Annotated in this window: 22 protein-coding genes; 18 read left to right on the forward strand and 4 right to left on the reverse strand. The window is 45.6% G+C overall.

Annotation, left to right across the window (positions count from 1 at the left end; genetic code table 11):
• The first annotated feature begins 1 nt into the window (after nt 1).
• On the forward strand, nt 2-562 hold the full coding sequence (recO, locus tag HYY55_03890) for a DNA repair protein RecO (protein QQG46074.1): 561 nt from the start codon (nt 2-4) through the stop codon (nt 560-562).
• A 34-nt stretch (nt 563-596) separates the two neighbouring features.
• Here recO and HYY55_03895 read toward each other — a convergent pair whose 3' ends face one another.
• Nucleotides 597-2360 carry a thiamine pyrophosphate-binding protein gene (locus HYY55_03895; protein ID QQG46075.1) on the reverse strand — a complete coding sequence of 588 codons (1764 nt, stop codon included), beginning with the start codon at nt 2358-2360 and terminating at the stop codon, nt 597-599.
• 41 nt (nt 2361-2401) lie between these two features.
• On the opposite strand from HYY55_03895, the gene HYY55_03900 reads away from it, so the two are divergent.
• The 7 genes from HYY55_03900 (at nt 2402) to HYY55_03930 (ending at nt 10860) form a co-directional block, all read left to right on the forward strand.
• The gene (locus tag HYY55_03900) at nt 2402-4306 is read left to right on the forward strand and encodes a hypothetical protein (protein ID QQG46076.1); all 1905 of its coding nucleotides are present in this window, start codon (nt 2402-2404) and stop codon (nt 4304-4306) included.
• A gap of 39 nt (nt 4307-4345) precedes the next feature.
• Nucleotides 4346-5626: a glycine--tRNA ligase gene (locus tag HYY55_03905; GenBank protein QQG46077.1), complete on the forward strand. Its 1281-nt coding sequence runs from the start codon at nt 4346-4348 to the stop codon at nt 5624-5626.
• Nucleotides 5627-5684: 58 nt separating this feature from the next.
• Nucleotides 5685-6071, forward strand: a complete 387-nt coding sequence (locus tag HYY55_03910; protein ID QQG46078.1) for a hypothetical protein — start codon at nt 5685-5687, stop codon at nt 6069-6071.
• Nucleotides 6072-6141: 70 nt separating this feature from the next.
• Nucleotides 6142-7413 (forward strand): insulinase family protein, encoded by a 1272-nt coding sequence (locus HYY55_03915; GenBank protein ID QQG46079.1) that lies wholly within the window; start codon nt 6142-6144, stop codon nt 7411-7413.
• Entirely contained in the window at nt 7413-8432 is a 1020-nt protein-coding gene (locus tag HYY55_03920) for an AI-2E family transporter (protein QQG46080.1), read from the forward strand. Before HYY55_03915 ends, HYY55_03920 begins: the two co-directional genes overlap by 1 nt.
• A complete protein-coding gene (locus HYY55_03925; protein QQG46081.1) occupies nt 8432-10000 on the forward strand; it encodes a methionine--tRNA ligase in 1569 nt (522 codons plus the stop codon). The genes HYY55_03920 and HYY55_03925 overlap by 1 nt, the downstream gene beginning before the upstream one ends.
• Before the next feature lie 8 nt (nt 10001-10008).
• The gene (locus tag HYY55_03930; GenBank protein ID QQG46082.1) at nt 10009-10860 is read left to right on the forward strand and encodes a TatD family hydrolase; all 852 of its coding nucleotides are present in this window, start codon (nt 10009-10011) and stop codon (nt 10858-10860) included.
• 114 nt (nt 10861-10974) lie between these two features.
• Here HYY55_03930 and HYY55_03935 read toward each other — a convergent pair whose 3' ends face one another.
• Nucleotides 10975-12687, reverse strand: coding sequence for an aldehyde dehydrogenase family protein (locus HYY55_03935; GenBank protein QQG46083.1), 1713 nt, complete (start codon nt 12685-12687; stop codon nt 10975-10977).
• 124 nt (nt 12688-12811) lie between these two features.
• On the opposite strand from HYY55_03935, the gene HYY55_03940 reads away from it, so the two are divergent.
• The 4 genes from HYY55_03940 (at nt 12812) to HYY55_03955 (ending at nt 17364) form a co-directional block, all read left to right on the forward strand.
• Complete coding sequence (locus HYY55_03940) at nt 12812-15793, forward strand: class I tRNA ligase family protein (protein QQG46084.1); 2982 nt, start codon at nt 12812-12814, stop codon at nt 15791-15793.
• A gap of 83 nt (nt 15794-15876) precedes the next feature.
• Nucleotides 15877-16104 carry a hypothetical protein gene (locus HYY55_03945; GenBank protein QQG46085.1) on the forward strand — a complete coding sequence of 76 codons (228 nt, stop codon included), beginning with the start codon at nt 15877-15879 and terminating at the stop codon, nt 16102-16104.
• Nucleotides 16101-16652 carry a transglutaminase-like cysteine peptidase gene (locus HYY55_03950; GenBank protein QQG46086.1) on the forward strand — a complete coding sequence of 184 codons (552 nt, stop codon included), beginning with the start codon at nt 16101-16103 and terminating at the stop codon, nt 16650-16652. Before HYY55_03945 ends, HYY55_03950 begins: the two co-directional genes overlap by 4 nt.
• Nucleotides 16633-17364 (forward strand): CDP-alcohol phosphatidyltransferase family protein, encoded by a 732-nt coding sequence (locus HYY55_03955; GenBank protein ID QQG46087.1) that lies wholly within the window; start codon nt 16633-16635, stop codon nt 17362-17364. The genes HYY55_03950 and HYY55_03955 overlap by 20 nt, the downstream gene beginning before the upstream one ends.
• 794 nt (nt 17365-18158) lie before the next feature.
• Here the strand turns inward: HYY55_03955 and HYY55_03960 are convergent.
• The gene (locus HYY55_03960) at nt 18159-18557 is read right to left on the reverse strand and encodes a hypothetical protein (protein QQG46088.1); all 399 of its coding nucleotides are present in this window, start codon (nt 18555-18557) and stop codon (nt 18159-18161) included.
• A gap of 233 nt (nt 18558-18790) precedes the next feature.
• On the opposite strand from HYY55_03960, the gene HYY55_03965 reads away from it, so the two are divergent.
• The 6 genes from HYY55_03965 to HYY55_03990 are packed head-to-tail and all read left to right on the forward strand — an operon-like array spanning nt 18791 to nt 24450.
• On the forward strand, nt 18791-19606 hold the full coding sequence (locus HYY55_03965) for a winged helix-turn-helix transcriptional regulator (protein QQG46089.1): 816 nt from the start codon (nt 18791-18793) through the stop codon (nt 19604-19606).
• A gap of 31 nt (nt 19607-19637) precedes the next feature.
• Nucleotides 19638-21494 (forward strand): glutamine--fructose-6-phosphate transaminase (isomerizing), encoded by a 1857-nt coding sequence (gene glmS / locus HYY55_03970; GenBank protein QQG46090.1) that lies wholly within the window; start codon nt 19638-19640, stop codon nt 21492-21494.
• 43 nt (nt 21495-21537) lie between these two features.
• Nucleotides 21538-22188 (forward strand): nucleotidyltransferase family protein, encoded by a 651-nt coding sequence (locus tag HYY55_03975; GenBank protein ID QQG46091.1) that lies wholly within the window; start codon nt 21538-21540, stop codon nt 22186-22188.
• A 9-nt stretch (nt 22189-22197) separates the two neighbouring features.
• Nucleotides 22198-23157 (forward strand): YvcK family protein, encoded by a 960-nt coding sequence (locus tag HYY55_03980; GenBank protein ID QQG46092.1) that lies wholly within the window; start codon nt 22198-22200, stop codon nt 23155-23157.
• Nucleotides 23150-23812: an HAD family hydrolase gene (locus HYY55_03985; GenBank protein QQG46093.1), complete on the forward strand. Its 663-nt coding sequence runs from the start codon at nt 23150-23152 to the stop codon at nt 23810-23812. Before HYY55_03980 ends, HYY55_03985 begins: the two co-directional genes overlap by 8 nt.
• Entirely contained in the window at nt 23812-24450 is a 639-nt protein-coding gene (locus tag HYY55_03990) for a threonylcarbamoyl-AMP synthase (protein QQG46094.1), read from the forward strand. The genes HYY55_03985 and HYY55_03990 overlap by 1 nt, the downstream gene beginning before the upstream one ends.
• 98 nt (nt 24451-24548) lie before the next feature.
• On the opposite strand, the gene HYY55_03995 is transcribed toward HYY55_03990, so the two are convergent.
• A complete protein-coding gene (locus HYY55_03995; protein ID QQG46095.1) occupies nt 24549-24836 on the reverse strand; it encodes a hypothetical protein in 288 nt (95 codons plus the stop codon).
• Between the last annotated feature and the right edge of the window lie 57 nt (nt 24837-24893).

The following is a 24893-nucleotide window of genomic DNA, read 5'->3' on the forward strand; positions in this document are numbered from 1 at the left end:
AATGTACAACCTTCATCATACCGAGGGCGTAATTTTGTCGGAAACGGATTTCGGCGAAGCCGACCGCATATATAATATCTACACTAAAGATTTTGGGAAAATTTCGGTTTTGGCCAAAGGGATAAGGTTGGAGAAGTCAAAATTAAGAACGCACTTAACGCCGCGATCTTTAATCCGGCTTTCTTTCGTAGAGGGTAAAGAATTTATGCGCCTGATAGACGCCGAAGAAATTTATAATTTACCCGTGAACGAAGAAATATTCGCGTCGTTTACGCGGGCCGCGGCTTTTTTTGCGCGCATGATAAAAGGGCAGGAAAAAGATGAAGCGGTTTGGGAACTTATGCGCGGCATTTTATCCGACATCGAATGTTTGACAGTAGAATGGTTTGAGCCGCTTTTTGAAGCGAGGCTTCTGCATCGTTTGGGCTATGTTTCTTTGCCTGATAAAAATCTCGGAAAAATTATTTCGGAAAATAATTGGTTTCAGCCGGCCTTACCTAAAGAAGAAATTTCGGCTCTCAAAAATATTTCCTATAAAGCCGCAATGGCTTCGCAGCTTTGATTCAAAAAATCCCGCCGGAATCGGCGGGATTTCTTTATTCAATTAATTTTCGCATGGGGAGCGACTGATCATCGGGTTCAAGCCGCACATTGATTATGGCAAGCGTTTTACTTTCGGCGGCTTGATGCAGCGCTTCGGCAAATCCATTCGGAGTTAAAACCAGAAAACCGCGACCGTAATCAATGGCTTTTGCAAGCCGATGAAAATGAATTGGTGCCAGCGTCAGGCTTTCGGCATTCTGATTTTTATGGCGAAGCATTCCCCAGCCGTTATTATTAAGAACAATAATAATCGGGCAGAGGCCGTATTTTTTAAAAGAGCCAAGCTCGCCCTCCCACATTGAGAAAGCGCCGTCGCCGACAAGAACAACCGGCCTTTTGCCGGCAAACTCAACGCCGAACGCGCCGACGCTGATGCCCATTGTTCCGTAGTTTGAAGACGTGAAGTATCCGGCCGGGCTTAATACTTGAAGAGCGATCATCATTGCGTCGCCGGTATCAGCTATAAGGGGCATATCCGTGTTTTTACTGAAAAACGCGTTCAGGATCGGCGCGATGTCGGCCGTTTTTATCGGCATGGGAACAGCGTCGCTCGCGCGCACTAAAGTTTTCTGATAATTTTTAGTTTCTTTTTCCGTATAATCGGCAAACGATTCAACTTTTTCATCATCTCTCGGCAAAACATTCTCCGTCAGAAGGTTGATAAAATGAACCGCGTCTTTTGCGGATATGGTCGCATAGTGGTTGCCGATAACAATGGCGCGCTCCGGAAGGTCAATTTTAAGCGAGGGCCTTGGCAATTTTGGTTCCCTAAGGCCGTGGTTGACTTCATAATTATAAACGCCGATTTCCATTAAACAATCTGATGTTTCCGCCATCACGCCGGCAATTTCAGGATAGCTTGCGGTACCAACATATGCGCCTGTAAATAGCGGGTGTGTCAGAGGGAAATCACCGCGGCCATTAAAGCTTGAAATAACTGGAATGCGAGCCTTTTGGCTAAATCGCGCGATTGATTCTGTCAAACCGAATCGTTGGGCGAGATGCCCGATCAGAATTACGGGCCTTGCGGCATCGTCAAGCAAAGACATTGTTCTTTGGAGAAGGTTTTGAAACTTGCTTTCAGGCAGCCAAGTCAAAGTTTTTGCGGGAGGAGAGGGGAGGTATCTCGGCGTTTCAATAAGTCGATTCCACATATCCTGCGGAACTCCGATATAAACCGGCTGCTTGTCGCGCATGGCCATATCAATCATGCTGATAATTTGGCGCCAAGCGCGGCGATGGTCCACAAGGCTGATTGTGCGTTCGGGACCGAGAAGGTTTACAAAATTATCTCGCTGGTCGTCAAAATATCCCATTCGCGTCTGATGATGAAAAAGACAGTGAGTTTCTGAGCGCTTATTTAAAGCGATTTCAGAACCAATGACAACGAGCGGACAAAAATTTGTTTTAGCATCCGTTACAGCCGAAAGCATATTAAGACAGCCGACATTATATGAGCCGTAACATGCTCCCAAGCCTTTTATGCGTCCGTAGATGTTCGCGGCAAAAGCACTTCCCGCCTCTGTTCTCGTCGTAATATTTGCAATTTCAGACTGTTCGCCTAAAGCGTAAACCAGGTCCAGAATGTAATCTCCGGGAACGCCGAAAATATGTTTAACGCCGCGGCAAGACAGCGCGGCCAATAGAAATCGAGAAAGCGTTTTTTGAGTCATGGCGCGAGCGCCTCCTTTATCAATTTTCAAGCCGACTTTCTGCGTTATATTAACTCTTATTTGTTTTTTTGGCAAATAAGTCATGCGTATGGGCTGATGCCCGATTTGGGTGTTATAATGATTAAATGGATGAGGATAGTTTGGGGCGCCTTAAAAAACGGCTTTATAAAAAAGGCGAGATTTTCCGCGGGCGTTTCCGTGAGCCAGAGCTTCCTTATAGAAAAGAAAGAGTTGGGTCCGAGTGGCTGGAAAACCGGCCGGAAGAAGAGATTGCCGGCTTCTTAAAAGAATCAAGATTTTCTAAAATGAAGTTTTTTATATGGATTGCTTCAGTTTTTGTTTTGGGACTAGCCGTTCTAGCCACGGTTTATCTTTTTGGCGGCTTTGGAACAGTATCCTCGCGAAATATTGATGTTGTTATTTCCGCGCCGGCTGAAGTTGCCGGCGGCGATTTGGTCCGATGGGAAGTAACTGTTCATAACAAGAACAGCGTCAAATTGGTTTTGGCCGATTTAAGTTTCAAGTATCCCGACGGCTCACGTCCGGTCAGCAAACTTTCGGGGCAGTTTTTAATAGAAAGAGTTTCAATCGGAGAGGTTCCTGCCGGAGAAGTGGCGCGTCAGACTTTTGCCGCTTATGTTTTTGGACCTGAAAATTTTGAAGGCGCAGCTGAGGCAACGCTGGAGTATCGCACTGAAGGGTCTAACGCGATTTTTGAAAAAAGCGAAAAGAATGTCGTAAAAATAATCCGTTCGCCGGTGGGAGTTTCAATATCGGCTCCTCAAGAAATAAATGCCGCCCGAGTCGTGGATTTTGAAATCAGGTATGTTTCAAATTCCTCGGATATCATCGGCGGCTTGGCGCTGGATGTAATTTATCCTGTCGGGTTCGTTTTTAAAAACGCGCGTCCCACGCCGGTTGAGGGTCAAAGCCGCTGGGCTTTGGGGGATTTAGCTCCGGGCGAAGCCAGGTCCATAACGGTTTCCGGAGTTTTTGAAGGAGAGGATTCGGAGCAAAAAAGCGTAGTGGCTCAAGTCGGAGCGCTTGACGGAAAAAATTTGCTGGTCTACGGCGCCGGAACCCACACTTTTATTCTAAGACGAATGTTCATTGATCTTGGAGTCAGGATAAACGGCCAGGATGAAATTTTGGCGGTAAAAAGCGGGGATTTTGTCAGTGCGGATGTTTTTTGGAAAAACAATCTTTTGCAGTCGGTGCGCAATGCCACGATAGAGCTTGAACTGACGGGAGACGCGATTGACGAACGAAGCATATCGGTTTCATCGGGTTCATACCGAGGTTTTGAAAAAAAGATTATTTGGTCTCCATCAAGCAATAAAGATCTGGTTTTAATTGATCCGGGAGCAACGGGACAAGCTCATGCCGGATTCAGGATTTTAGACGCCGTTTCTTTATCGCGCAAGCAATTAGTGAATCCGACCGTAAAATTGAAAGGTGAGATTAAGCCCGCTTTTCTTCCGGAAGGTTTTGAGGGCGCCGACATTTCCGGAAAATTTGAAATTGAATTAAAAATTGAAACCGCTCTGCAATTATCCAGCGCCGGCTTTTATTATCTGCCGGCTTTGGCCGGTTATGGCCCGATACCTCCGCGCGTGGGGCAGGAAACCGTTTATACCGTCGTCTGGACTTTGGCTAATTTGTCTAATAATGCCAGCGGCGTTATTGTCAGAGCGTCACTGCCGGCATATGTCCGCTGGAAAGGCGTATTTAGTCCGGCCGTTGAAGAAATAAGTTATGACGCGGCAAAGTCCGAAATTGTCTGGAAGCCCGGGGCGGTAAAAGCCGGCGTTGGAATAACGCAGCCGGCAAGAGAGGCGTCTTTTCAGATAGGGATTATTCCGTCGGCAGACCAGATAGGGTCGTCTCCGGTTTTGCTTTTTGACATCACGGCTTCCGGCCGAGATGATTTTACCGGAAATGCGATTAGTGACGCGGAATCGTCGCTCACAACCGACATATCAAGGTCGGATGTTAAAACCAAACAGGCCGACGGCGTTATTGTTCAATAATTGATTGCTAATCGGTCCGCTTACAATTAGACTTTCATAATGGCAGAAAATAAATTGGAAAAAATAGTTTCGCTCGCCAAAAGGCGCGGATTTGTTTATCCGGCCTCTGAAATTTACGGGGGGCTGGCCGGCTTTTGGGATTTGGGACCTTACGGCGCCCAGTTAGCTCACAATATAAAAGATTTGTGGTGGAATCATTTTGTTAAAAGTCATGAAGATATGTACGGCATCGCCACAACCGCCATAATGCCCGAAGCGGTTTGGCGCGCGAGCGGCCACTTGGAGGATTTTGCCGATCCGATGGTTGAATGTAAAAAATGCGAAGGGCGTTTTCGGGCGGATCAAGTGAAAGACGAAAAGAAATGCCCGGAATGCGGCGGTAAACTCGGAAACTCGCGGCAGTTTAATCTTATGTTTAAAACCGGAGAAGTATATTTGCGTCCGGAGATCGCTCAAGGAATGTTTGTTAATTTTAAAAATGTTTTGGATACGACGCGCGCGGCTCTCCCTTTCGGCATTGCCCAGATCGGCAAGGCGTATAGAAACGAAATTTCTCCGCGCGATTTTCTTTTTCGTGTAAGGGAATTCGATTTGATGGAGTTTGAATATTTTTGCCGCGAAAAAGAATGGCCGGAGCATTTTGAGCGTTGGCGTAAAGAGATGCTGTCTTGGATTGCGAGTGTCGGAATTGATGAGAGCATGGTTCATGAAATTGAGGTGCCGGAGAATGATCGCGCCCATTATTCAAAACGGACGGTTGATTTTGAGTTTGATTATCCCTTCGGCACAAAAGAACTTTATGGTTTGGCTTATCGCGCGGACTACGATTTATCGCGCCATATGAAGGAATCCGGAGTTGATTTAAGGTACGCCGACCCTCAAAGCGGCGAAAAATTCGTTCCGCATGTTGTTGAGCCGACTTTCGGTTTGGGCCGGACGATTCTTGCGGTTTTGGTTTCGGCGTACGCCGAAGATGACTTTGGAGGAGAGCCGCGGACTTATTTAAAATTAAAACCGAGCATTGCTCCGGTAAAAATCGCTGTTTTCCCGTTAGTGAAAAATAAACCCGATTTAGTCAAAAAAGCCCGCGAGGTTTATCAAAATTTGAGAAAAGAGTTTGGCGCGGTTGAGTTTGACGATAACGGCAACATAGGCAAACGCTACCGCCGGCAAGACGAAATCGGAACGCCTTGGTGCGTAACGATTGACTACCAAACTTTGGAAGACGATACCGTAACCGTCCGTGATCGCGATTCGGGAAAACAGGAGCGTTTTGCGATAAAAGATTTGGAGACGCATTTTTTGAGCGTTTTACGCTGAATAAATCAGTTGTATAATTTAAAAAGAAGCGCGACTTGAGAAACTCGGAGAAAACGGGATGAAAAGAAAGATAAGGCGGACGAAATATCATATCAGATATAGGTATCGCGCAAAAGACGGCCGTTTAGGCCGGCGTCAGCTTAAAATTCTGGGCTTATGGTTTGGCGCGATTATTTTTCTTGGTTGGCTGAATAATTATTTCTTTACGCCGTTTTCTGAAAGTGAAGTGAGGGCCGCGGATCGGTCCTCGCGGCATGTAGAACTTGTCAGAGCCACGGGTGTTGAAAGAATTATTATTAAAAAGACGGATCCGAGCGGAGCCACAAAAACATATCGCGGAAATGTCGGAAAGGGTGTTGGTTTTCGCGAAGACGGCATGAGTTATAATCTTAAGGGTTATATTAAAGAAAATGGCGAGCTGATTCTTAACATAGACGTAGAGTGAGTTTTTGCAGGGGCGCGTTATGTCACGCGCCCATTTTTATTTTTTTACCGGCCATGATAATATTTAAAATATGAAATTTTATAAAAAAATTCTGCCAAGCGGATTAAAAATAATTACCGCACCCATGTCGGGGACGGAAGCGATGACTATTTTGGTTTTGGTCGGCACCGGCTCAAAATATGAAACTAAAGGAACTAACGGCATATCGCATTTTTTGGAACATCTTTTTTTCAAAGGCACCGAGCATCGTCCGAACGCCGGCGATGTGCATCGGGATTTGGATCGTTTGGGCGCGGAGCATAACGCCTTCACTTCACAGGAAGTTACCGGCTACTGGGTTAAAGCCGCGGCCAAGCATTTTGACGCGGCCTTGGACATTGTTTCGGACATTTTACTTGAGCCGTTATTTAAAGCGGAAGAAATTGAGCGCGAACGCGGCGTAATTTTGCAGGAAATCAGCATGTACGAGGATATGCCGCAAAGAAAAATATTTACGGTTTGGGAAGATCTTTTGTACGGCGACCAGCCCGCCGGATGGGATATAGCCGGCCCGCCCGCGACCATACGCAGGATAAAAAGAGAAGAAATTATCGGTTATAAAGAGGGGCAATATGTGGCCGCAAACACTTTAGTAATAGCAGCCGGAAATATTGACCAAAAGTCGGCGGAATCAAAAATCGCCGGAATCTTTAAAAAATTCAAGCACGGCCATCCGAATCCAAAAAAGAAAGTCAAAGAAAGTCAAATCAGGCCCGCCATAAAATTTGAATTTAAAAAAACCGACCAGACCCATCTGGCTTTGGGTTTTCGCGGTTACGATATGTATGACCGGAGGCGTTACGCTCTCGGCCTTTTGAGCGTGATCCTCGGAGGCAACACTTCAAGCCGTTTGTTTGACGAAATTCGCGAAAAGCTGGGGCTGGCTTATTATGTGCGCGCGGCGGCCCAGCAATACACCGATTCCGGCTATCTCATATCTAACGCCGGCATACCTCACTCGGAATTGCCGAGAGTGATTAAGAAGATAATTGAAATTTTTAAAGACCTCAAAGAAAATGGCGTGTCAAACGAAGAAATTAAGTTCGCCAAAGATTATCTCCGCGGAACAATGGCGCTTTCTTTTGAGTCCTCCGACGAGATTGCTTCTTTTTTCGGTGAGCAGGCGCTTTTTTACAAAAAAATAAAAATGCCCCGGGAGATTTTTAAGGATATTGAAAAAGTAAGCAGAAATGATATTATGAGAGTGATTAGAGAGCTTTTCCGGCCGGCCAAAATAAATTTGGCGGTCATCGGTCCGCACAAGGAATCCGGCGACTATATCTCTCTTCTTAAGAAATTTTAATGCCAAACCTGACTAAAATAGAAATTTCAACCGGCACGTTTCTTCGCGCCATACTTTTGATTTTGGGATTTGTTTTTCTGTATTTTATACGGGATGTCGTCGCGGTAATTCTTTTTTCCGTAGTGATTGCGTCGGCTGTTGAGCCGGCAGCCCAGTGGTTTATGCGTTATCGCCTTCCGAGGGTTCTTGGCGTGCTTTTGGTCTACATTATTGTTTTTTCTCTTGTGGCATCCGCTTTTTCCCTGATTATTCCTCCGCTTTTTGCCGAAATTTCCGCGGTTTCTTCGGAATCGCTGATTAAGAGCGCTTCCGGAGCGTTTTTTAACATCGCGCCGCAGCTGCCGGCCTCCATATCCGGCGTAATAACCGGATTTATTGAGAACTCCAGAGTTTATGTTGAAAAATTGGCCGGAGGATTTTTTCAAGCAACCTCTGCCCTGTTCGGCGGCGCCCTCTCTTTTATTTTAATTGTTGTCATATCTTTTTATCTCTCGGTGCAGGAAAGAGGTATTGAGGGTTTTTTAAAGATTGTTGTTCCGCTTGAATATGAGAGATATGTGTTGGATTTATGGTCGCGGGTTCGGCGCAAAATGGGCTCGTGGATGCAGTCCCAAATACTTTTAGGAGTGCTGGTAGGAGTTTTGGTTTTTATCGGTTTGACTATTTTGCAGATTAAATTTGCTTTGTCTCTCGCGATTATCGCGGCCATCTTTGAGATTCTTCCGGTTTTCGGACCGATACTTGCCGCGATTCCGGCGGTTCTTTTGGCTTTTTTGCAGAGCCCGGCTCTGGGTCTTATGGTTATAATTTTTTATTTCATAGTTCAGCAATTTGAAAATCATCTTATTGTGCCCGTGCTTTTCAAGAAGGCGGTAGGGGTTCCTCCGATCCTGGTAGTTTTGGCTTTAATCGTCGGAGGAAAGCTCGGAGGTTTTTTCGGTCTTTTACTCGCGGTGCCGGTGGCAGTGGTTTTGGTGGAGTTTTTAAATGATATAGCCGCAAGGAAGCAGATTGGCTGATGTCCGAGAAATTTTATATAACTACGGCCATAGCTTATGTTAACGCGCGACCGCATGTCGGTTTTGCTTTGGAGTTGGTTCAGGCGGACGCCATCGCCCGCTGGCACAAACTTAAGGGGCGGGAGGTTTATTTTCTTACGGGGACCGATGAACATGGCGCCAAAAACATCCGCGCCGCCCAAAAAGCGGGAAAAGATATAAAGGAGTTCGCGGATACAAACGCGTCTATTTTTAAAAAACTTGTTTCAGATCTCGGAATTTCAGCTGATGATTTCATACGCACTTCAGACCAAATCCGCCATTTCCCCGGAGCGCAGGAACTCTGGAAAAAACTTGAAGCGTCGGGAGATATTTATAAAAAAAAATATCGCGGTCTTTACTGCGTGGGGCATGAGGCCTTTGTGACCCAAAAGGACTTGATTGGAGGCAAGTGCGCCGACCACGACGCGGAGCCGGAAATTATAGAAGAAGAAAATTATTTTTTCCGCCTCTCACGCTTTACTCAAGAAATAAAAAAAGCGCTTTCTTCGGGTGAGTTGCGGATATACCCCGAATCGCGCCGGAATGAAATGCTGGCTTTTATTGAAGGGGGTCTGGAAGATGTAAGTTTTTCTCGGCCGTCAAAAGATATTTCCTGGGGAGTGCCCGTCCCCGGAGATGCCGCGCAAACAATGTATGTCTGGTCGGACGCCCTGGCTAACTACATAACCGCGCTCGGCTTCGGTTCTGAAAATTTGGAAAAATTCAAGAAATTCTGGCCGGCCGATTTGCATGTTTTGGGCAAAGATATTTTGCGCTTTCACGCTTTAATCTGGCCCGGCATGCTTCTCTCCGCGGGGCTTCCTTTGCCCAAGGGAATTTTCGTTCACGGCTTTATTAAGGTCGGCGGGCGGAAAATGTCCAAAACACTCGGCAATGTCATTGACCCGATTGATTTTATTGAACGACACGGGCGTGATCCGCTCCGTTATTATCTTCTGCGCGAAATCCTGACGCACGAGGACGGCGATTTAACCGAAGAAAAATTCATAGAGGCTTATAACGCCAATTTGGCCAACGGCCTTGGGAATTATGTGAGCCGAGTAGTGAAAATGATAGAGCAATATTTCGGCGGCGTTTTACAAAAGCCGTCTGACGCCGAAATATCCGCCGTTCCTATGAAAAAACGCGCCTCTTTTTTCAGGTCTGAAGATGAGGGCGCGAAACTGGAGCTGGTTTCCCCGCCTTATTTTATTGATCGGGTGGTTTGGCCGGCCTATGACAAATCAATGGAAGATTATCAGTTAAAATCCGCCCTTGATTTGGTTTGGTCGCTGATAGCGGAACTTGATTTATATATTCAAGCCTACGAGCCGTTTAAACTCATAAAGATCGAACCGGAAAAAACCAAAGTTATTTTGTGGAATCTGGCTTACGGCGCTTTAAGCGTTGGCTGGATGCTTAAGCCGTTTATGCCGGAGACCTCCGAAAAGATATTTAAGGCCTTTGGCGTTGATTTTGGGTCAAAAGAAGAGTGGCGCGAGGTTCGGGTGAAACTTGACGAGCCGCTGTTTTTGAGAATTTCTTAATTTTTGGCATGTTGATTGACTCACACGCCCATTTGCAATTCAAGGACTTTGACGAAGACCGCGAGGAAGTGATAAAAAGGACTCTTGATGGCGGGATATTATGCATTAATGTCGGGACGGATTTAAAAATGTCCGAAAGTGCGATTAAGCTCGCGGAACATTATGACGGTTTTTGGGCGACTGTCGGTTTGCATCCGACTGACTTATCCGAGGATTTTAATTTTGAGGATTATGAAAAATTAGCTGTCCATCCGAAAGCTGTCGCAATAGGCGAGTGCGGATTTGATTACTATCGCTTGTCCGTCAAAGTCTTGGCGAAGGCGGACGCGACTCCCGAAAGCCGCGTCAAACAGGAAAAAATTTTTCGCGCGCAAGTTGGACTCGCCAAAAAAGTGGGCAAACCACTTATGCTTCACTGCCGGCCATCGCAAAATTCCGCCCCCTCTTCGCTAAAGCTACGAGGGGCAAGCAAATCCTATTCGGATGACGCGTATCTGGACATGCTTCGGGTTTTAAAAGAAGAAGGAGGCGATAAAATCGGAGGAAATGTGCATTTTTTCGTCGGTTCCAAAGATATTGCCGAAAAATTCCTGGAAATCGGCTTTTCGTTTTCTTTTTCCGGCGTCATTACCATTACTGATATGTATGACGAAGTGGTAAAATTTTTGCCGCTTGACTCAATTTTAATTGAGACCGACGCTCCATATGCCGCGCCCGTTCCGTATCGCGGTAAACGAAACGAGCCGCTATATGTTCGCGAAGTCGCCAAACGTCTGGCAGAGCTTCGCGAAAAGTCATTTGAGGAAATTGCCGAAATCACCGCCCAAAACGCCAAAAGAGTTTTTAACCTGAAGTTTTGAAAGTAACACATTTTTAACAATTGTTAAAAATATGTTACCGGAGTAAAACAAAAAGCTCCGACAATTCGTCGGAGCTGGGTTTGCAAAGTGGTCCAAGTCCGACTTGGACCAAACTTATTGTTTGGAAAGATTCATGCCGCCTCGCGCCAAAACCTCTTGTGCGGCTTTCCTGTATTCCTCATCAGCTCCCGCCGGATAAAAACCGGAAAATGTCTGTTGAGATCCAAAGAGCGCCAGCGCATTTTTACCTTTTACGCCGTTTGGTGAAGATGCCGAGCGCAGACCGCCGAAACATTCCGTTTCAACAAGCGCGCCGGTGCATTTCCTGTTCCAGTACAAGTTTCCGGCAGGTATTACGCTCATCATTCGCTTCAATGCTTCAAGGTCTCGGCAGAATACGGAGCCCGTAAGCGCGAACTCCGTACGCTTGCACATCTGTTCCACTTCGTCCAGGTTGCCGAACGGCACAACCGTGCTTACGGGACCGAAAAATTCGGTGTTCATAACTTTCCATGTCGCATATCTATTATCTATTGATCCATGAAGCATTAAGACCGTTGGCGGAAAGTCGCTTGCCGAAACCTCATCAATTTTTTTCTGATAAAGTTTAAATACTATACCCAAATGCTCGAGCTCCTCTATCTTTTCAGCTAATGAGTTTTTGGCCTCAACAGTAATCATTGCTCCCAGGTAAGTGCCCTGCTTGACATCACCATAGCGAATTTGTTCCAGCTGTTCCAGCGTCGTTTGCATAAATTGCGTCTGAATATTTCGGTCCACAAACGCGATTCGCGCCGAGGAACACTTCTGCCCCGAACGTCCGATGAATGATTTTACATATTCCTTCGCGGCATGAATTGGGTCGGCATCTTCACAAACGACAAAAATGTTTACGCCGCTTGTTTCGGCCGAACCGTAAACAAGTTCCGCTTTGCCGTGATATCCATAGCGAAGAAAGTCCCTGTAGTTTCGTCTGATTGCCCTGAAGACCTCGCTTGAGCCGGTAAAAGAAAGACCGGAAACATGGGGACTCGAAAGAAACGCGTCAACCACCTCTTTGCCTCCGGGAGCGTAGTTAATCACTCCGTCCCAACCAATACCCGTTCGCTCAAATGCTACTCTGATGCTTTCCCAGACAAGATATCCGCAAAGAGATGCTTTTGGCGACGGCTTCATAATAACTGCGTTGCCCATAGCGAGCGCTTTGGTCGCCATATCTATTGGAATAGCGCCGGGGAAATTGAACGGTTCAACATCAAGAAACACGCCGTGCGGGAAAAAACACTTTCCGTTTAGGTCGCTAGCAAACTTCGGACTTGGAATCAGCAAGTCGCGGTTAAGTTCTTCAAGATACATCGCGTTTACAAGAGGAAAATCAACTTCTTCGTCTGTTTCACCTATGGCTTCGGCAACGGATTGCCCCGTCTCGTACATTTTCGCGGCACACAAAAGCCAGAAACGCTCTTTGACCACTCGCGAAATCATTTCAAGAAGTTCTACTCGCTTCGGCCAAGGATTTTTTTCAAAAAATCTGCGCCCGGCATCGCGAATAGCTTCAGTATGTGGATTAATACTCCAAGGAAAATATTGTTCAAATTTCCCTATTATATGTGGATTTGCTGCCGGCGAGTTTGGATCAACGGTTGTAAAAAAGCTTGCCGGCACGTATTTAGTGCCGCTGAGAATCCACGGAAAATAGCTTCCAAGATAATCTTGCTCGAATTGTTTAATCCCGTCAGCAAGTTTTTTCGCCGTTTCAGGGTCAGACGGATTCGGATAAACCTTGCCTGAAAGCTGTCTCTGAATGCGCTCACGAACAGAACTCATCTTATTCCTCCTTTTTAGCTCCGACCTTGTCTTGCTAGCGTCGGAGTTGTCAAAAACCGTCTTTATCTTAACGCCGTTTTTTTTATTGTCAATCGGCGGCGGAGTAGTTAAAATAACTAAATAAATGCCTGATTACGATTTCAATAAAATAGAAAAGAAGTGGTCGGAAAAGTGGCTTAAGGATAAAACTTACGAGCCCCTCGACTTCGCTCGGGGTAAACCGGATTTAGACAAGGCCAAAAAGCCCTTCTACAACCTGATGATGTTTCCGTATCCTTCGGCCGAGGGGCTTCATGTGGGCAATATGTACGCGTTTACCGGCGCGGATATTTATGGCCGGAAAAAAAGAATGGAGGGCAAGGATGTTTTTGAGCCAATCGGCCTTGACGGTTTCGGGATTCATTCGGAAAATTACGCCTTAAAAATCGGCAAACACCCCAAAAAACTGGCGCAAGAGACAGAAAAAAGATTTTACGAGCAGTTGAAAATGATTGGCAACGGATTTTCTTGGGATGAACGGCTTGAGACATACGACCCCGAATATTACAAATGGACCCAGTGGATTTTTGTTCAGATGTTTAAGCGGGGGCTCGCCTATCGCAAAAAAGCCAGCGTTAATTGGTGCGCGCAATGTTTAACGGTTTTAGCCGATGAACAGGTGCTTGCGGGCGAGTGCGAAAGGTGCGGGACAAAAGTAATTAAAAAAGAACTTGAGCAATGGTTTTTTAAAATTACGGATTACGCCGAGCGGCTTTTGAATGATATTGAAAAAATAGATTGGTCCAAACGAATTAAGATTGCCCAGAAAAATTGGATTGGGAAGTCAGAAGGAGCGTTAATAAAATTTCCGCTAAAAGCTAAGAGCTTACAGCTAAAAGTTGAAACAGAGGTTTTTACGACGAGGCCGGATACTTTATTTGGAGCAACATACCTTGTGTTAAGCCCGGAACATCCGTGGCTTACACAAGAAATCCTAAATTCTAAATCCGAAATCCTAAACAAATCCGAAATCCGAAATTATATAGAAAAATCCAAGGCAAAAACCGAAGAAGAAAGAATTGCCGAAAGGGGCGACTCGCCTTCGCATAAAGCTTCGGCGGAGCAAGGAAAAACGGGAGTAGAATTGAAAGGAATTAAGGCAATAAATCCGGCAACGAAAGAAGAAATACCAATATGGATTGCAGACTATGTTTTGGCGGGCTATGGCACTGGCGCGATTATGGCAGTTCCGGCGCATGACCAGCGCGATTTTGAGTTTGCACAGAAATTCGGGCTAGAAGTTAGGGAAGTTATTCGGCCGGTCTACGGGGAGCCACACGAAGGCGCGGAGTTTAGAAGGACTGTTACGGCTATAGTCCAAAGAAAAAGCGATGGTAAGTTTTTAGTCGTGAAGTGGAATAAATTTAATTGGGTGTCTTTGCCTATAGGCGGAATTGACGAAGGGGAGACGGCAGAAGAAACAGCGGTTCGCGAAGTATTTGAAGAAACTGGGCACAGAGTAAGACCGGTAAAAAAATTAGGCGGTGAGGTTACAATGCATTTTTTTGCTGAGAACAAAAATGTATGGAGACATAGATTGGATCAGCCTGTACTGCTTGAGTTGGTTGACGAAAACCAGACGGAGCGAAGTATTGAAGAAAAGGAGAAGTTGGAGCCAGTATGGATGAGCGGAGAAGAACTTATAAGATCAATAACCCATGAATACAATGTTATTGGCGTAAAGCGTTTTCTGGGTTTTGAGCTGGCGTATCAAGGACGGGGGGAATTGGTTAATTCCGGCGTTTTTGATGGAATGGATTCAGAGAAAGCAAAGCGGGAGATTACTAAATTTGTTGGCGGGGAAATAAAAAGTCAATATCATCTTCGCGATTGGCTTATATCCCGCCAGCGTTACTGGGGGCCTCCAATCCCGATGATTTTTTGCCCCGCCTGCGCCAACTCGGCCTTCGTAGCTACTTCGGCGAAGGAGGCGGCTTCGGCGGGCAAGAAAAATGCCGGTTGGCAACCCGTGCCGGAAAAAGACCTGCCTGTTTTACTGCCGGACATAAAGAATTTTCGTCCGACAGGAACGGATAAATCTCCGCTGGCGACAGTTGAAGAATTCGTAAAAGCGAAATGCCCGAAATGCGGCGGGGAAGCACGAAGGGAAACGGATGTTTCAGACACTTTTTTGGATTCGGCCTGGTATTTTTTCAGATATATTGACCACGAAAATAAGCAAGAAGCTTTTAGCCGGAAGCTCGCGAAGCGCTGGCTTCCCGTGGATATGTATATCGGAGGCGCCGAGCACGCCGTTTTGCATCTTTTATACACAAGATTTTTAACCAAAGTTTTTTATGATTGGGGTTTGATTGATTTTGACGAGCCATTCAAAAAGTTCCGCGCGCATGGACTTTTAATAAAAGACGGCGCGAAAATGTCCAAGTCAAAAGGCAATGTGGTGAATCCCGACGATTATATAAATAAATTCGGCGCGGATACTCTTAGAATGTATTTGATGTTTTTGGGGCCGTTTGACGAGGGCGGAGATTTTAGAGATGAAAGCATCGCGGGCGCTGTCAGGTTTTTGAATAGGGTCTGGAAGTTGAAAGAAAAAATCACCCCGTCATCCGACGGGGTGCCCGGTCGAATGACCGGGCAAAATCCCAAATTAGAAATCATACTGAATCAATCAATTAAAAAAATCGGAGATGATATTGAGAAACTTCATTACAATACCGCGATTTCCCAATTGATGATTTTATTAAGCTCGTTTGAAAACGGATGCGACGAAAAAAGTTTTAAAATATTTTTGAAACTTCTCGCGCCCTTCGCTCCGTTTCTTGTAGAAGAGCTCTGGCATAAATTGGGGGAGTCAGAAAGTATTCATACATCAAAATGGCCCGAATACGACGAATCAAAAATTAAAGAGGAGATGAAAACGATAATTGTGCAGATCAACGGAAAAGTCCGCGAAAAATTTGAAATATCATCTAAGGACTCGGATGAAGAAATTAAAATACAAACGTTGAATCTCCCGAAGATAAAAGAATTCCTTGGCGGAAAAAATCCTCAAAAGATAATCGTGGCCAGAAATCGGTTGGTAAATATAGTGCTTGCAAAATAGATATAGTTGTGTTATAATTTGAGCAGTTAAAAGGCGTTGTCGTTCCCTGACAAATAAACCCTTTTAAGAGGAAGGAGAGCCCTATGTTTCGCCGGTTGAGAAATTGCGTCGGCATCCTTTTGGTTTTGGTTTTTCTTTTCGGATGCGGCGCGCAAAAGCCCTCCGACCCCATCGACTGGGGAACGCGAAAAGAAGAATCGTTTGGTGACGGCGGGTGGAGAGCGGCTCCGCCAGGATTCATTCAAAGCTGTATCAGTCCTTCCAGCGAAGTAGCTGACGAGGACTGCGTCAGAGGAGGGTTTAAGAAATGAAGTTTGAAGAAGTTGTTGCCGGCTGGCTGCAGTCAGGGCAAATTGCCCATAAAAGAGATGTAAGTATCGGTTTTGAATCCGGAGAAGGGAATTTTCTGGGCCCTAAGGTTATTTATCGTCCGGATTTGGGCCGCGAGCTTAACGCCGTTTTGGCTTTTGTTTTGGATCACGTGGTCTGGACGGAAGATTCTGTGACTCGCGATCAAGCCGAACATTGGGGACTGCCTGTTTTTCAAAACGGCGCTTGGCGCGGCGACTGCGACGATTTTATGGCGGCGTTTCGTCTAATTCTGAAAAAACTTGGATGGGATGAGAAAATTTTGCGGCGAGCGGTGTGCTTCGCGCCCATCGGCGGCAAATTAAGACCCGACAGCGAATATGAATTCAATCACGCCGTTTTATGTGTCAATTTTGACAAGGGACTTGTGTTTTTGGACAATCGTTTTTCTGAAGCCAAACCCCTTTCCGTTTTATTCAGAGAAGGATATCAAAACTTTTCCGTTCTGTCAGCGAAAGACGGGCAATGGCATGGCATCAAATCCCTTTAAAAAAATTAAGCGCATTTCCGCCCGCCGGCATCTTACCGGCGGGCTTTTGACTTTCAAATACAGCGGTGATAATTTGACGAAAGAAGCGAATGATTTTTGCAAATGGAGAAAGCGAATAATGAAACCCGCAGATTACTTAAGTTTGGTAAGACTTATTTTCGGCCCGATTACGGCATTTTTTCTGTATCTGATTTTAAAATTCCCCGGAGCTTATCCCGACCTTGAAACATTCTGGTCTTTTAAGGCCTTTGCGATTTTTTATCTGGTTTTTTTATTTACGGATTGGCTTGATGGCCGGCTGGCTAAAAAATACGGCGGAACACGTTTCGGCGCTTATCTCGATCCTTTGGCCGACAAAGCGCTTAACTGGTCTTATTCAGCCGCTCTGGTTTTTACAATCGGTTGGACCGCGTTTTTTACACTTTTTATACTTTTTTTAGGCGATGCGGCCTCAACTTTTGAAAGGACTTGGGTGTATAAAAAGCCGGACAAAAATGTAAAAGCCAATTATGCGGGTAAACTTAAAATGGGATTTCATTCGGCTGCTATATTATTTCTCCTCCTGACCTTTGTTTTGTATCCGGAAACGGTATTCTCCGATAAACTTTTTTGGGAGGTTTGGCCATCGGGCATCGGATTCCTTCTTTTATGGCCGGCGCTTGGTTGCGCCGCTTATTCGCTTCTGGTTAAATTGGAACAATGGAGAGATTAAAAATTTTAATGGCAAGAGCTTAGCTCTTGCCATTATTGTTGGTTTTAAAATAAAAAAAGCCCGCCCTCCTGTTCCCAGGAAGACGGGCTTACAATGCCGCCAGCCCTGCTGCGGCCCTTTTTTTGCGGAACGTCTTCCGCGGGTATCGCGCAGCAGCCAAGACTCAGCTTGGCGGGCCTTACGGCGGCAGGGGATCCGTGAGGTTCCGCGCTTTCGGGCGGCCCTCAGGGGTCCCCCTCGGAACGCCTGTCGGGGAGTCAATTCCCCGTATTACCAGACGCTCCGGAAAAAAGAACTTGGGGGAAGTTGAACCCCTCTGTCAGGTTCAATTCTCCCCCGGAGGCGCTCCGAAGCCTTCTCCAGATGACGTTATGCCTCCTTATCTCCAATTCCGCCACCGCAAAACATCGAGGCCGCGGTGGGGAGCTGCCTATGGGCTAGCAGCCATCGCAGCAGGGCTTCACCAAGCAGACAAGAGTGCTTGGCTCCTTCGGATTGGCCGATCCAAAGGGAACTCCCTGTAGGCCCCTTCAAACTGGACGAACTGCTCCTCTTTTCAAACTGCAGCCATTATAGCAAACCCACAGAATCTGTCAAGTCCCCCATCAGGGTATGATTTTCCGGACATGAATAACGACTTATGAAAAATCCGTCTTTTTTGTTCCCGCCAAAATTTAGTTTTGACAGTTTTTAGAAAATAAAAAAGCGCCCCACGGAGGTGGGGCGGCCGGGCAAAGCCGAGAGCTTCAAGCTCATGGCTTTTTCCCGGACTTTTTCAGGGTGTGGAGCCTCCCTTAGGCGCCACTGGAGTTGAAGAGGCGAAGAGCCTCCCCGATCTTCTCGGCGCGGAGATTGTCGCCCTCGCTTTCCAGGACAAGAGCTCTCTTGCGCCTCCCTGCCGAGTCCCGAATTTCGGCGATCCTGTTCTCGAGCACGGCGATTTGAGCGTCCGCCCGCTTCGTGTCTGCCTCGATGAGCTCCTCACGCCCCTTGTTGTTGGCAAGGATCTGCATCAGTTCCCCAGCCGCGTCATCCCGGACGGTGACCCTCGTCCAGAAAGACACCGCCATCACCAAGATGACCTTGATGATGTCGGGCGTGATCGGAACCCCCTCGTTTCGCACTTTGCTGATGAGACCCTCGAACACCCTCAGCGTGAACTTTCCGAACAGAAGCTTCTTGAGGACTCCCATGATACCTTCTCCTCTCTTCTTTGTTGCTTTAATATGCGTAACCCTATGTCACGCATTACTAGATCTTCCAAAGAAAGTCTATCATATAGCAATCTATTTGTCAAGTCCCTGTAATTGTTCAATAGCTTTGCAACATTCTAAGTGACGCAAAAGTATTGATTAGAAAACATCCCTTACTCATCTTGACAGATGAGTTATCCCCAACTACTGTAGAAAATTAGTTGACAAACTATATGCTTAAAAATAGCCTTAAATATATGCTGGAAGTAAAAGATGTATTAAAGGATATAGGATTGGTTGACAAGGAAATGCAGATTTATGAGGCACTGTTGCCCATGGGCTCGGCTTCAGTAAGGGTTTTAGCCGAACGTACTGGTATAAACCGGGGGTCGGTTCACGACGCCCTAAACTCCCTTGAACAAAAAGGGCTGGTTGCAAGCGAACGCCGGGGTAGCCGCAGGCGCTTCGTGGTTCGTTCGCCAGAAGACATTATTGATACGCTTGAAGCCCAGAAGAAAAAAATTGAGCGAAGTGAAGAAAAAGTGCGTCAGGCAATGCCGTCTCTTTTGTCTTTTTACGCCAAGCAAGGAGGCAGGGCCGGCGTTGAATACTTTGATTCCGATGAAGGCATAAAATTGATATTGCAAGACGTGCTGGCAACGGTTTCCGGTCTGGATGAAAAAGAATACGCGCTTTATTCTTCAAAATCGGTTCGCTCCTATTTATATAAATTATATCCCGACTTCACGAAGGAGAAGATAAAACGGGGCATTAAAACAAAAGTCATTGCTTTGGGAGAAGGAGGGGACCCGGCCAATCTGAAACTGGCTGAGCGCAAATGGATCGCTGAGGATGCTCCGGCATATTTTTTAATTTACGGCCCAAAAATCGCTTTAATTTCAGTGGCTGAAGACGATAGCCCGTTCGGAGTTCTGATAAAAGACGAAAAGATAGCGCGCACCCAGAGAATTTTATTTGATAATTTGTGGTCGAGGATAAATGAATATCCGCCTTCGCATAAAGCTTCGGCGGATGCTCAAAAATTATAGTCATTAATAAATTAACTTCTTAATTTTTGGCATGTGCGGAATCGTCGGGTATATAGGTAAGAAAAACGCGGTTCAAATAGCGCTTGACGGGCTCAGGCGTCTTGAATATCGCGGTTATGATTCGGCCGGCATTGCGGCTATTGAAGCCGGAGGCTCTATATTTATTCAAAGAGAAGTCGGAAAAATTTCAGCGCTTGAAAAAAAATTAAAAAATTTGCCGCAAAGTTCTCTGGCTATTGCCCATACGCGTTGGGCTACTCACGGCGAGCCGAGTGTTTTAAACGCCCATCCGCATGCCGACTGCACCAATAAAATTTTCGTGGCTCATAACGGCATTATTGAAAATCACGATAAAATTCGCGAAGCTCTTATGCGCGAAGGGCATATTTTTCGTTCCGAAACAGACACGGAAGTTTTGTCCCATTTAATTGAGAGGCACCTTGCTTTTGGCGCGCCAGACCTTAAAACCGCCGTCCTGCAGGCTTTGCGCCACGTTGTCGGCACTTTCGGCCTGGTTGCCATTTCGCTTGACGAACCGCAGACTCTTGTCGGGGCAAGGCGAGGCTCGCCTCTTCTGGTGGGCATTGGCAGAAAAGAATATATTGTTGCTTCAGATGCCGCGGCGGTTCTAAATCGCACTCGAAAAGTAATATATCTTAACGACAACGAGATGGCGGTTTTAACTCCGAGGTCAAAAAAGATTTTTAATATTTTGAGAACCGGCGCGAAAAGCTCCAGACCTCTCAAAAAGGACATAAAAATAATAGATTGGTCTTTGGAGGATGCCGAAAAAGGAGAATTTGACCATTTTATGGAAAAAGAAATCCATGAAATACCGCAGGTAATTGAAAACGCGCTTCGCGGACGCGCGATAGTTAAAGACGGCAACGCGAAACTCGGCGGTCTGGATTCCGTTTCGGACAGGCTGAAAAAAACGCGGCGCATTATTATTACCGCCTGCGGTACGTCATATTACGCGGGCCTTGTCGGCAAATATCTTTTTGAGAGTCTGGCGAATTTACCGACCGAAGTGATTTATGGGTCGGAATTCAGATATCATGTGCCGATTTTAGATAAAGAAACTTTGGTTTTAGCGATTTCGCAGTCAGGAGAAACAGCCGATACCCTTGAAGCCGTGCGCGAAGCCAAAAAAGCCGAAGTGCTGACTTTGGGGGTGGTGAATGTTGTCGGTTCTTCAATTGCCCGTGAAGTGCACGCCGGCATTTATAATCACGCCGGTCCCGAAATAGCCGTGGCCTCAACCAAAGCTTTTGTTTCTCAGCTTACGGTTTTGGCGTTGGCCGCGGTTTATTTCGGCCGCATTCAAGGCTCGCTTGATGTTTCGTTAAGTCAGGAGATTTTAAAAGAATTGGTGGCCATTCCGTCAAAAGCCAAAAAGATTCTGGCTTCATGCTCAGAAATTTTGGCGTTAGCCAAATCTTACAGCAAGTACGACAATTTTATGTATCTTGGTCGCAAATATAGCTGGCCGGTGTCTCTTGAAGGAGCTTTAAAACTCAAGGAGATTTCTTATATACACGCCGAAGGGTATCCGGCAGGAGAAATGAAACATGGCCCGATTGCGCTGGCGGACGCTCATTTTCCGGCAATCATTATAATTCCTCAAGACAGCGTCTATGAAAAGACATTATCTAACCTTCAGGAACTTAAAACCCGCAAGACAAAAATTATAGCGTTGACCACCGAAGGCAATGATGAAATTGGTAAATACGCCAACCATATTTTAACTATTCCGCAAACTCGTGAAGAACTGAGTCCTATTCTTTCTATCATACCTCTGCAGATTTTTGCCTATTACATGGCCGTTTTTAAAGGGCGAGATGTCGATAAACCCCGGAATTTAGCAAAGTCGGTAACCGTGGAATAAATAAATGAAGTGCGCGATTTTAGCTGCCGGCGAGGGAGTAAGAATGAGGCCGCTGACATTAAAGCGACCTAAACCTCTTTTAACAGTGGACGGCAAACCGCTTATTGAACATATTATCGGCGCTTTGCCGAAAGAAATTAATGAATTGATTATGGTCATCGGTTATAAAGGCGAACAGATACAAAATTTTCTGGGAGATGAATTCAGGGGTTTAAAAATTAAATACGTTTGGCAGAAAGAAAAATTAGGCACGGGGCATGCTTTAGGCCTTTGCCGGCCGTTTTTGGGACGGGAAAAATTTTTAATGCTTTTTGCCGACGATATTTACGGCAAAGGCGTTTTTGAGGAAATGTTAAAACGAGATTTGGCCGTTGCGGTTACTGAAGTTGAAGATCCGCGGAGATTCGGCGTGATTTTGATGAATAAAAATAAAAAGATTCTTGAGATAGAAGAAAAGCCCGAAAATCCTAAATCCAACATTATTTCCTGCGGCGCCATGGTTCTTGACGGCCGGATTTTTGATTACAAGCCCAGCCGGCATTCCAATGGAGAATATTATCTGACGACTATGACTAATCAGTTGATCCAAGACTATGATCTTTACGGCGTGGAAGCCCCGACCTGGATATCTATCGGATATCCCGAAGACCTTAAGAAGGCCGAGGGCATATTAAAATTAAATGCCGAACATTAAATTCGCTTTATGCCAAAAGAAAAAAGAATTGTTGTTGTTGGCGGCGGAACCGGTGTTTATACCGTTTTGTCGGCTTTGAAAGAACATCCGGTTTATTTATCAGCTATAGTTTCTATGGCTGATGATGGAGGGTCAACCGGAATTCTTCGCGAGGAGTTCGGTATTCTGCCGACGGGTGATGTCCGAAGAGCTTTAGTCGCCCTTTCTAAACATCCGGACGAACTTTTGTCCAAACTTTTCAATTATCGTTTTCGCGAAGGGGGACTGAACGGCCATAATTTCGGAAATCTCATAATTACGGCGCTCGAAAGAATCTGCGGCAATTTTGAAAAAGCGTTGTACGAAGCTTCGCGTCTTTTGGCAGTGGAAAAAGGGGAAGTGATTCCGGTGACCCTTGCTGATGTCCGTCTTTTGGCAGAGCTCGAAAACGGCGCGGTGATACGGGGCGAAACTAATATTGATATTCCAAAACATGATGGAGAGTTGGCGATAAACAAACTCTGGCTTGAGCCGGAAGCCAAGGCAAATTCAAAGGCCCTTTATGCCGTTAAGCGGGCCGATTTGATAGTAATGGGCCCGGGCGACCTTTATACGAGCGTTATACCGAATCTGCTTGTGAGCGGCATTTCGGAAGCAATCGCGAAGTCCTCGGCCAAAAAAATTTTTATCTGCAACCTAATGACTAAATATGGCGAGACGCACGGATTTGTGGCTCGCGATTTTGTCTTAGCCCTTGAAAAATATCTCGGTGAAGGGATGCTGGACATCGTTATTTTAAATAATCAAAAACCGCCGGAGACAGTTTTAAGGCGTTATCGCAAAGAGCGCGCTTTTTTTGTAGATCCCTTTCTTGCCGGATTTTCTGCCCCCTCAAAATTAAAAGTCGTAAAAACCAATTTGTTGCGCAAGGGAGAATTTATACGCCACGACCATAAAAAATTAGCCGACATAATTTTAAAATATGCCTGATGTGACTAAAATCGCGCTTTTGGATTTTGACGACGTTTTGTTTAAGACCAGAGAGTTTATTGAGCTGGCCGGAAAAAACTTTTGTTTGGCGGGGGCCAAAAAGGCGGAACTCGATTTGATTTATAAAAAATATAGAGACCAACTGGTTTCTTCCGGCAAAGTTTATCACCAAGACAACTTTGTAAAGCATCTGGCCCCCAAATGTCCCGGATTTAATCCGGAAATTTTCGCGGTATTGTTTCAAAAAAATGTTGTCTCTGTTATGAAAAATCTTATATACGAAGACGTTGGTGACTTTTTGAACTTTCTGCGAAAAAACGGGTGGCGGACGATAATTATAAGCTCGGGACATCCCGATTGGCAAAGGAGAAAAATTGTTCACAGCGGAATAGATGAATTGGTCGACGACATTATTTTAACAAAGGGGCGGTCTAAAACAGAAGAAGTCGGCAGGATTTTGAGCTCATTTGCGCCGTCAGAAATAATATTTATTGATGACAATTATACCGGCTCCGTTGGCGCGGTGAAAAAAGCATTTCCGCAGATAAAAGTTTTTCAGCTGGTGCGCCAGGAACTTGCGGGACAGCGCGAAAAAGTAGATTGTGATCACGACTGCCGCACTCTTGACGAAATCCAAAAATTGCTTTTATCCTGATGGAAATATTAAAAGTTGGAAAAAATAATTTTGATGAGGCGGTTGGCAGAGCTGTGGAGGTGTTAAAAAACTGCGGGGTGGTTGTTGTGCCGACGGACACGGTTTACGGATTAGCCGCCGATGCCGGCAACGAAAAAGCGGTTAGAAAAGTTTTTGAGATAAAGGGCAGAGTGAAAGACAAAAAACTGCCCGTTTTTGTTTCTTCGCTCGAAATGCTTAGTCCAAGTCCGAACTCGGTTCTGCCAGAACCGAGTTCGGACTTGGAGCGGGAGGGCAGACTCGGGGGTTTTTTGAAAAAAGTTTGGCCCGGTAAAATAACTTGCGTATTTAATGCAAAAAATGGCGGGACGATAGGCGTGAGAATGCCTAATCACGATTTAGTTTTAAAAATTATTGAAAAATTTGGGGGACCCATCACGGGAACCTCGGCTAATGTTTCAGGCAAGCCGGAGCACACGAAAATAGATGAGCTTATCAAAGAGTTTAAAGGTCTCAAAGTTAAACCGGATTTAATTTTGGACGCCGGCGACTTGCCTCCGTCAAAACCATCAACTGTCCTTGACTGCACAATTTGGCCCCCAAAAATTTTAAGAGAAGGCGCGGTGAGCAAAGAAGAACTGGAAAAATTACAGCTTTAGTTTTATTTAACTGGATTATTTGGTTGAGGTTAAAATTTTAATTTTTAAACAAAAAACCCGACCTTTCGGGTTCGGGCTAAATATTCTCAACCACTCTATTAGTTTCTGTCGATTTTGTCCATCAGTCGTTTAGCTCCTACGCAACTTATTAATCCGGCTACGAAAGAAACAACGAGAAGAGACACAGCAAGAGAATATGGTGTAATAAAACTAAAAAACCCAGGCGCACTTCTTGGAATTACGGCCACTGTGCTGATGACTATTGCCATCAATAGGGAGGACAAAAAAATTCCCGCAAAAATACCACAAATTACAAATCGCCCACTAAGTTCGCCGGCCATTTTTTTAACTTCCGAGATCGTTTTTGGACAACCGTTGATAGACACGGCACCTCCTTTCTGGTCTTGGTTTTTAACACCCGATACGTATTTTATCTCTTGCAA

This window comes from Candidatus Niyogibacteria bacterium, from assembly GCA_016432485.1.
Taxonomy (GTDB): Bacteria; Patescibacteriota; Minisyncoccia; order HO2-45-28; family HO2-45-28; genus HO2-45-28.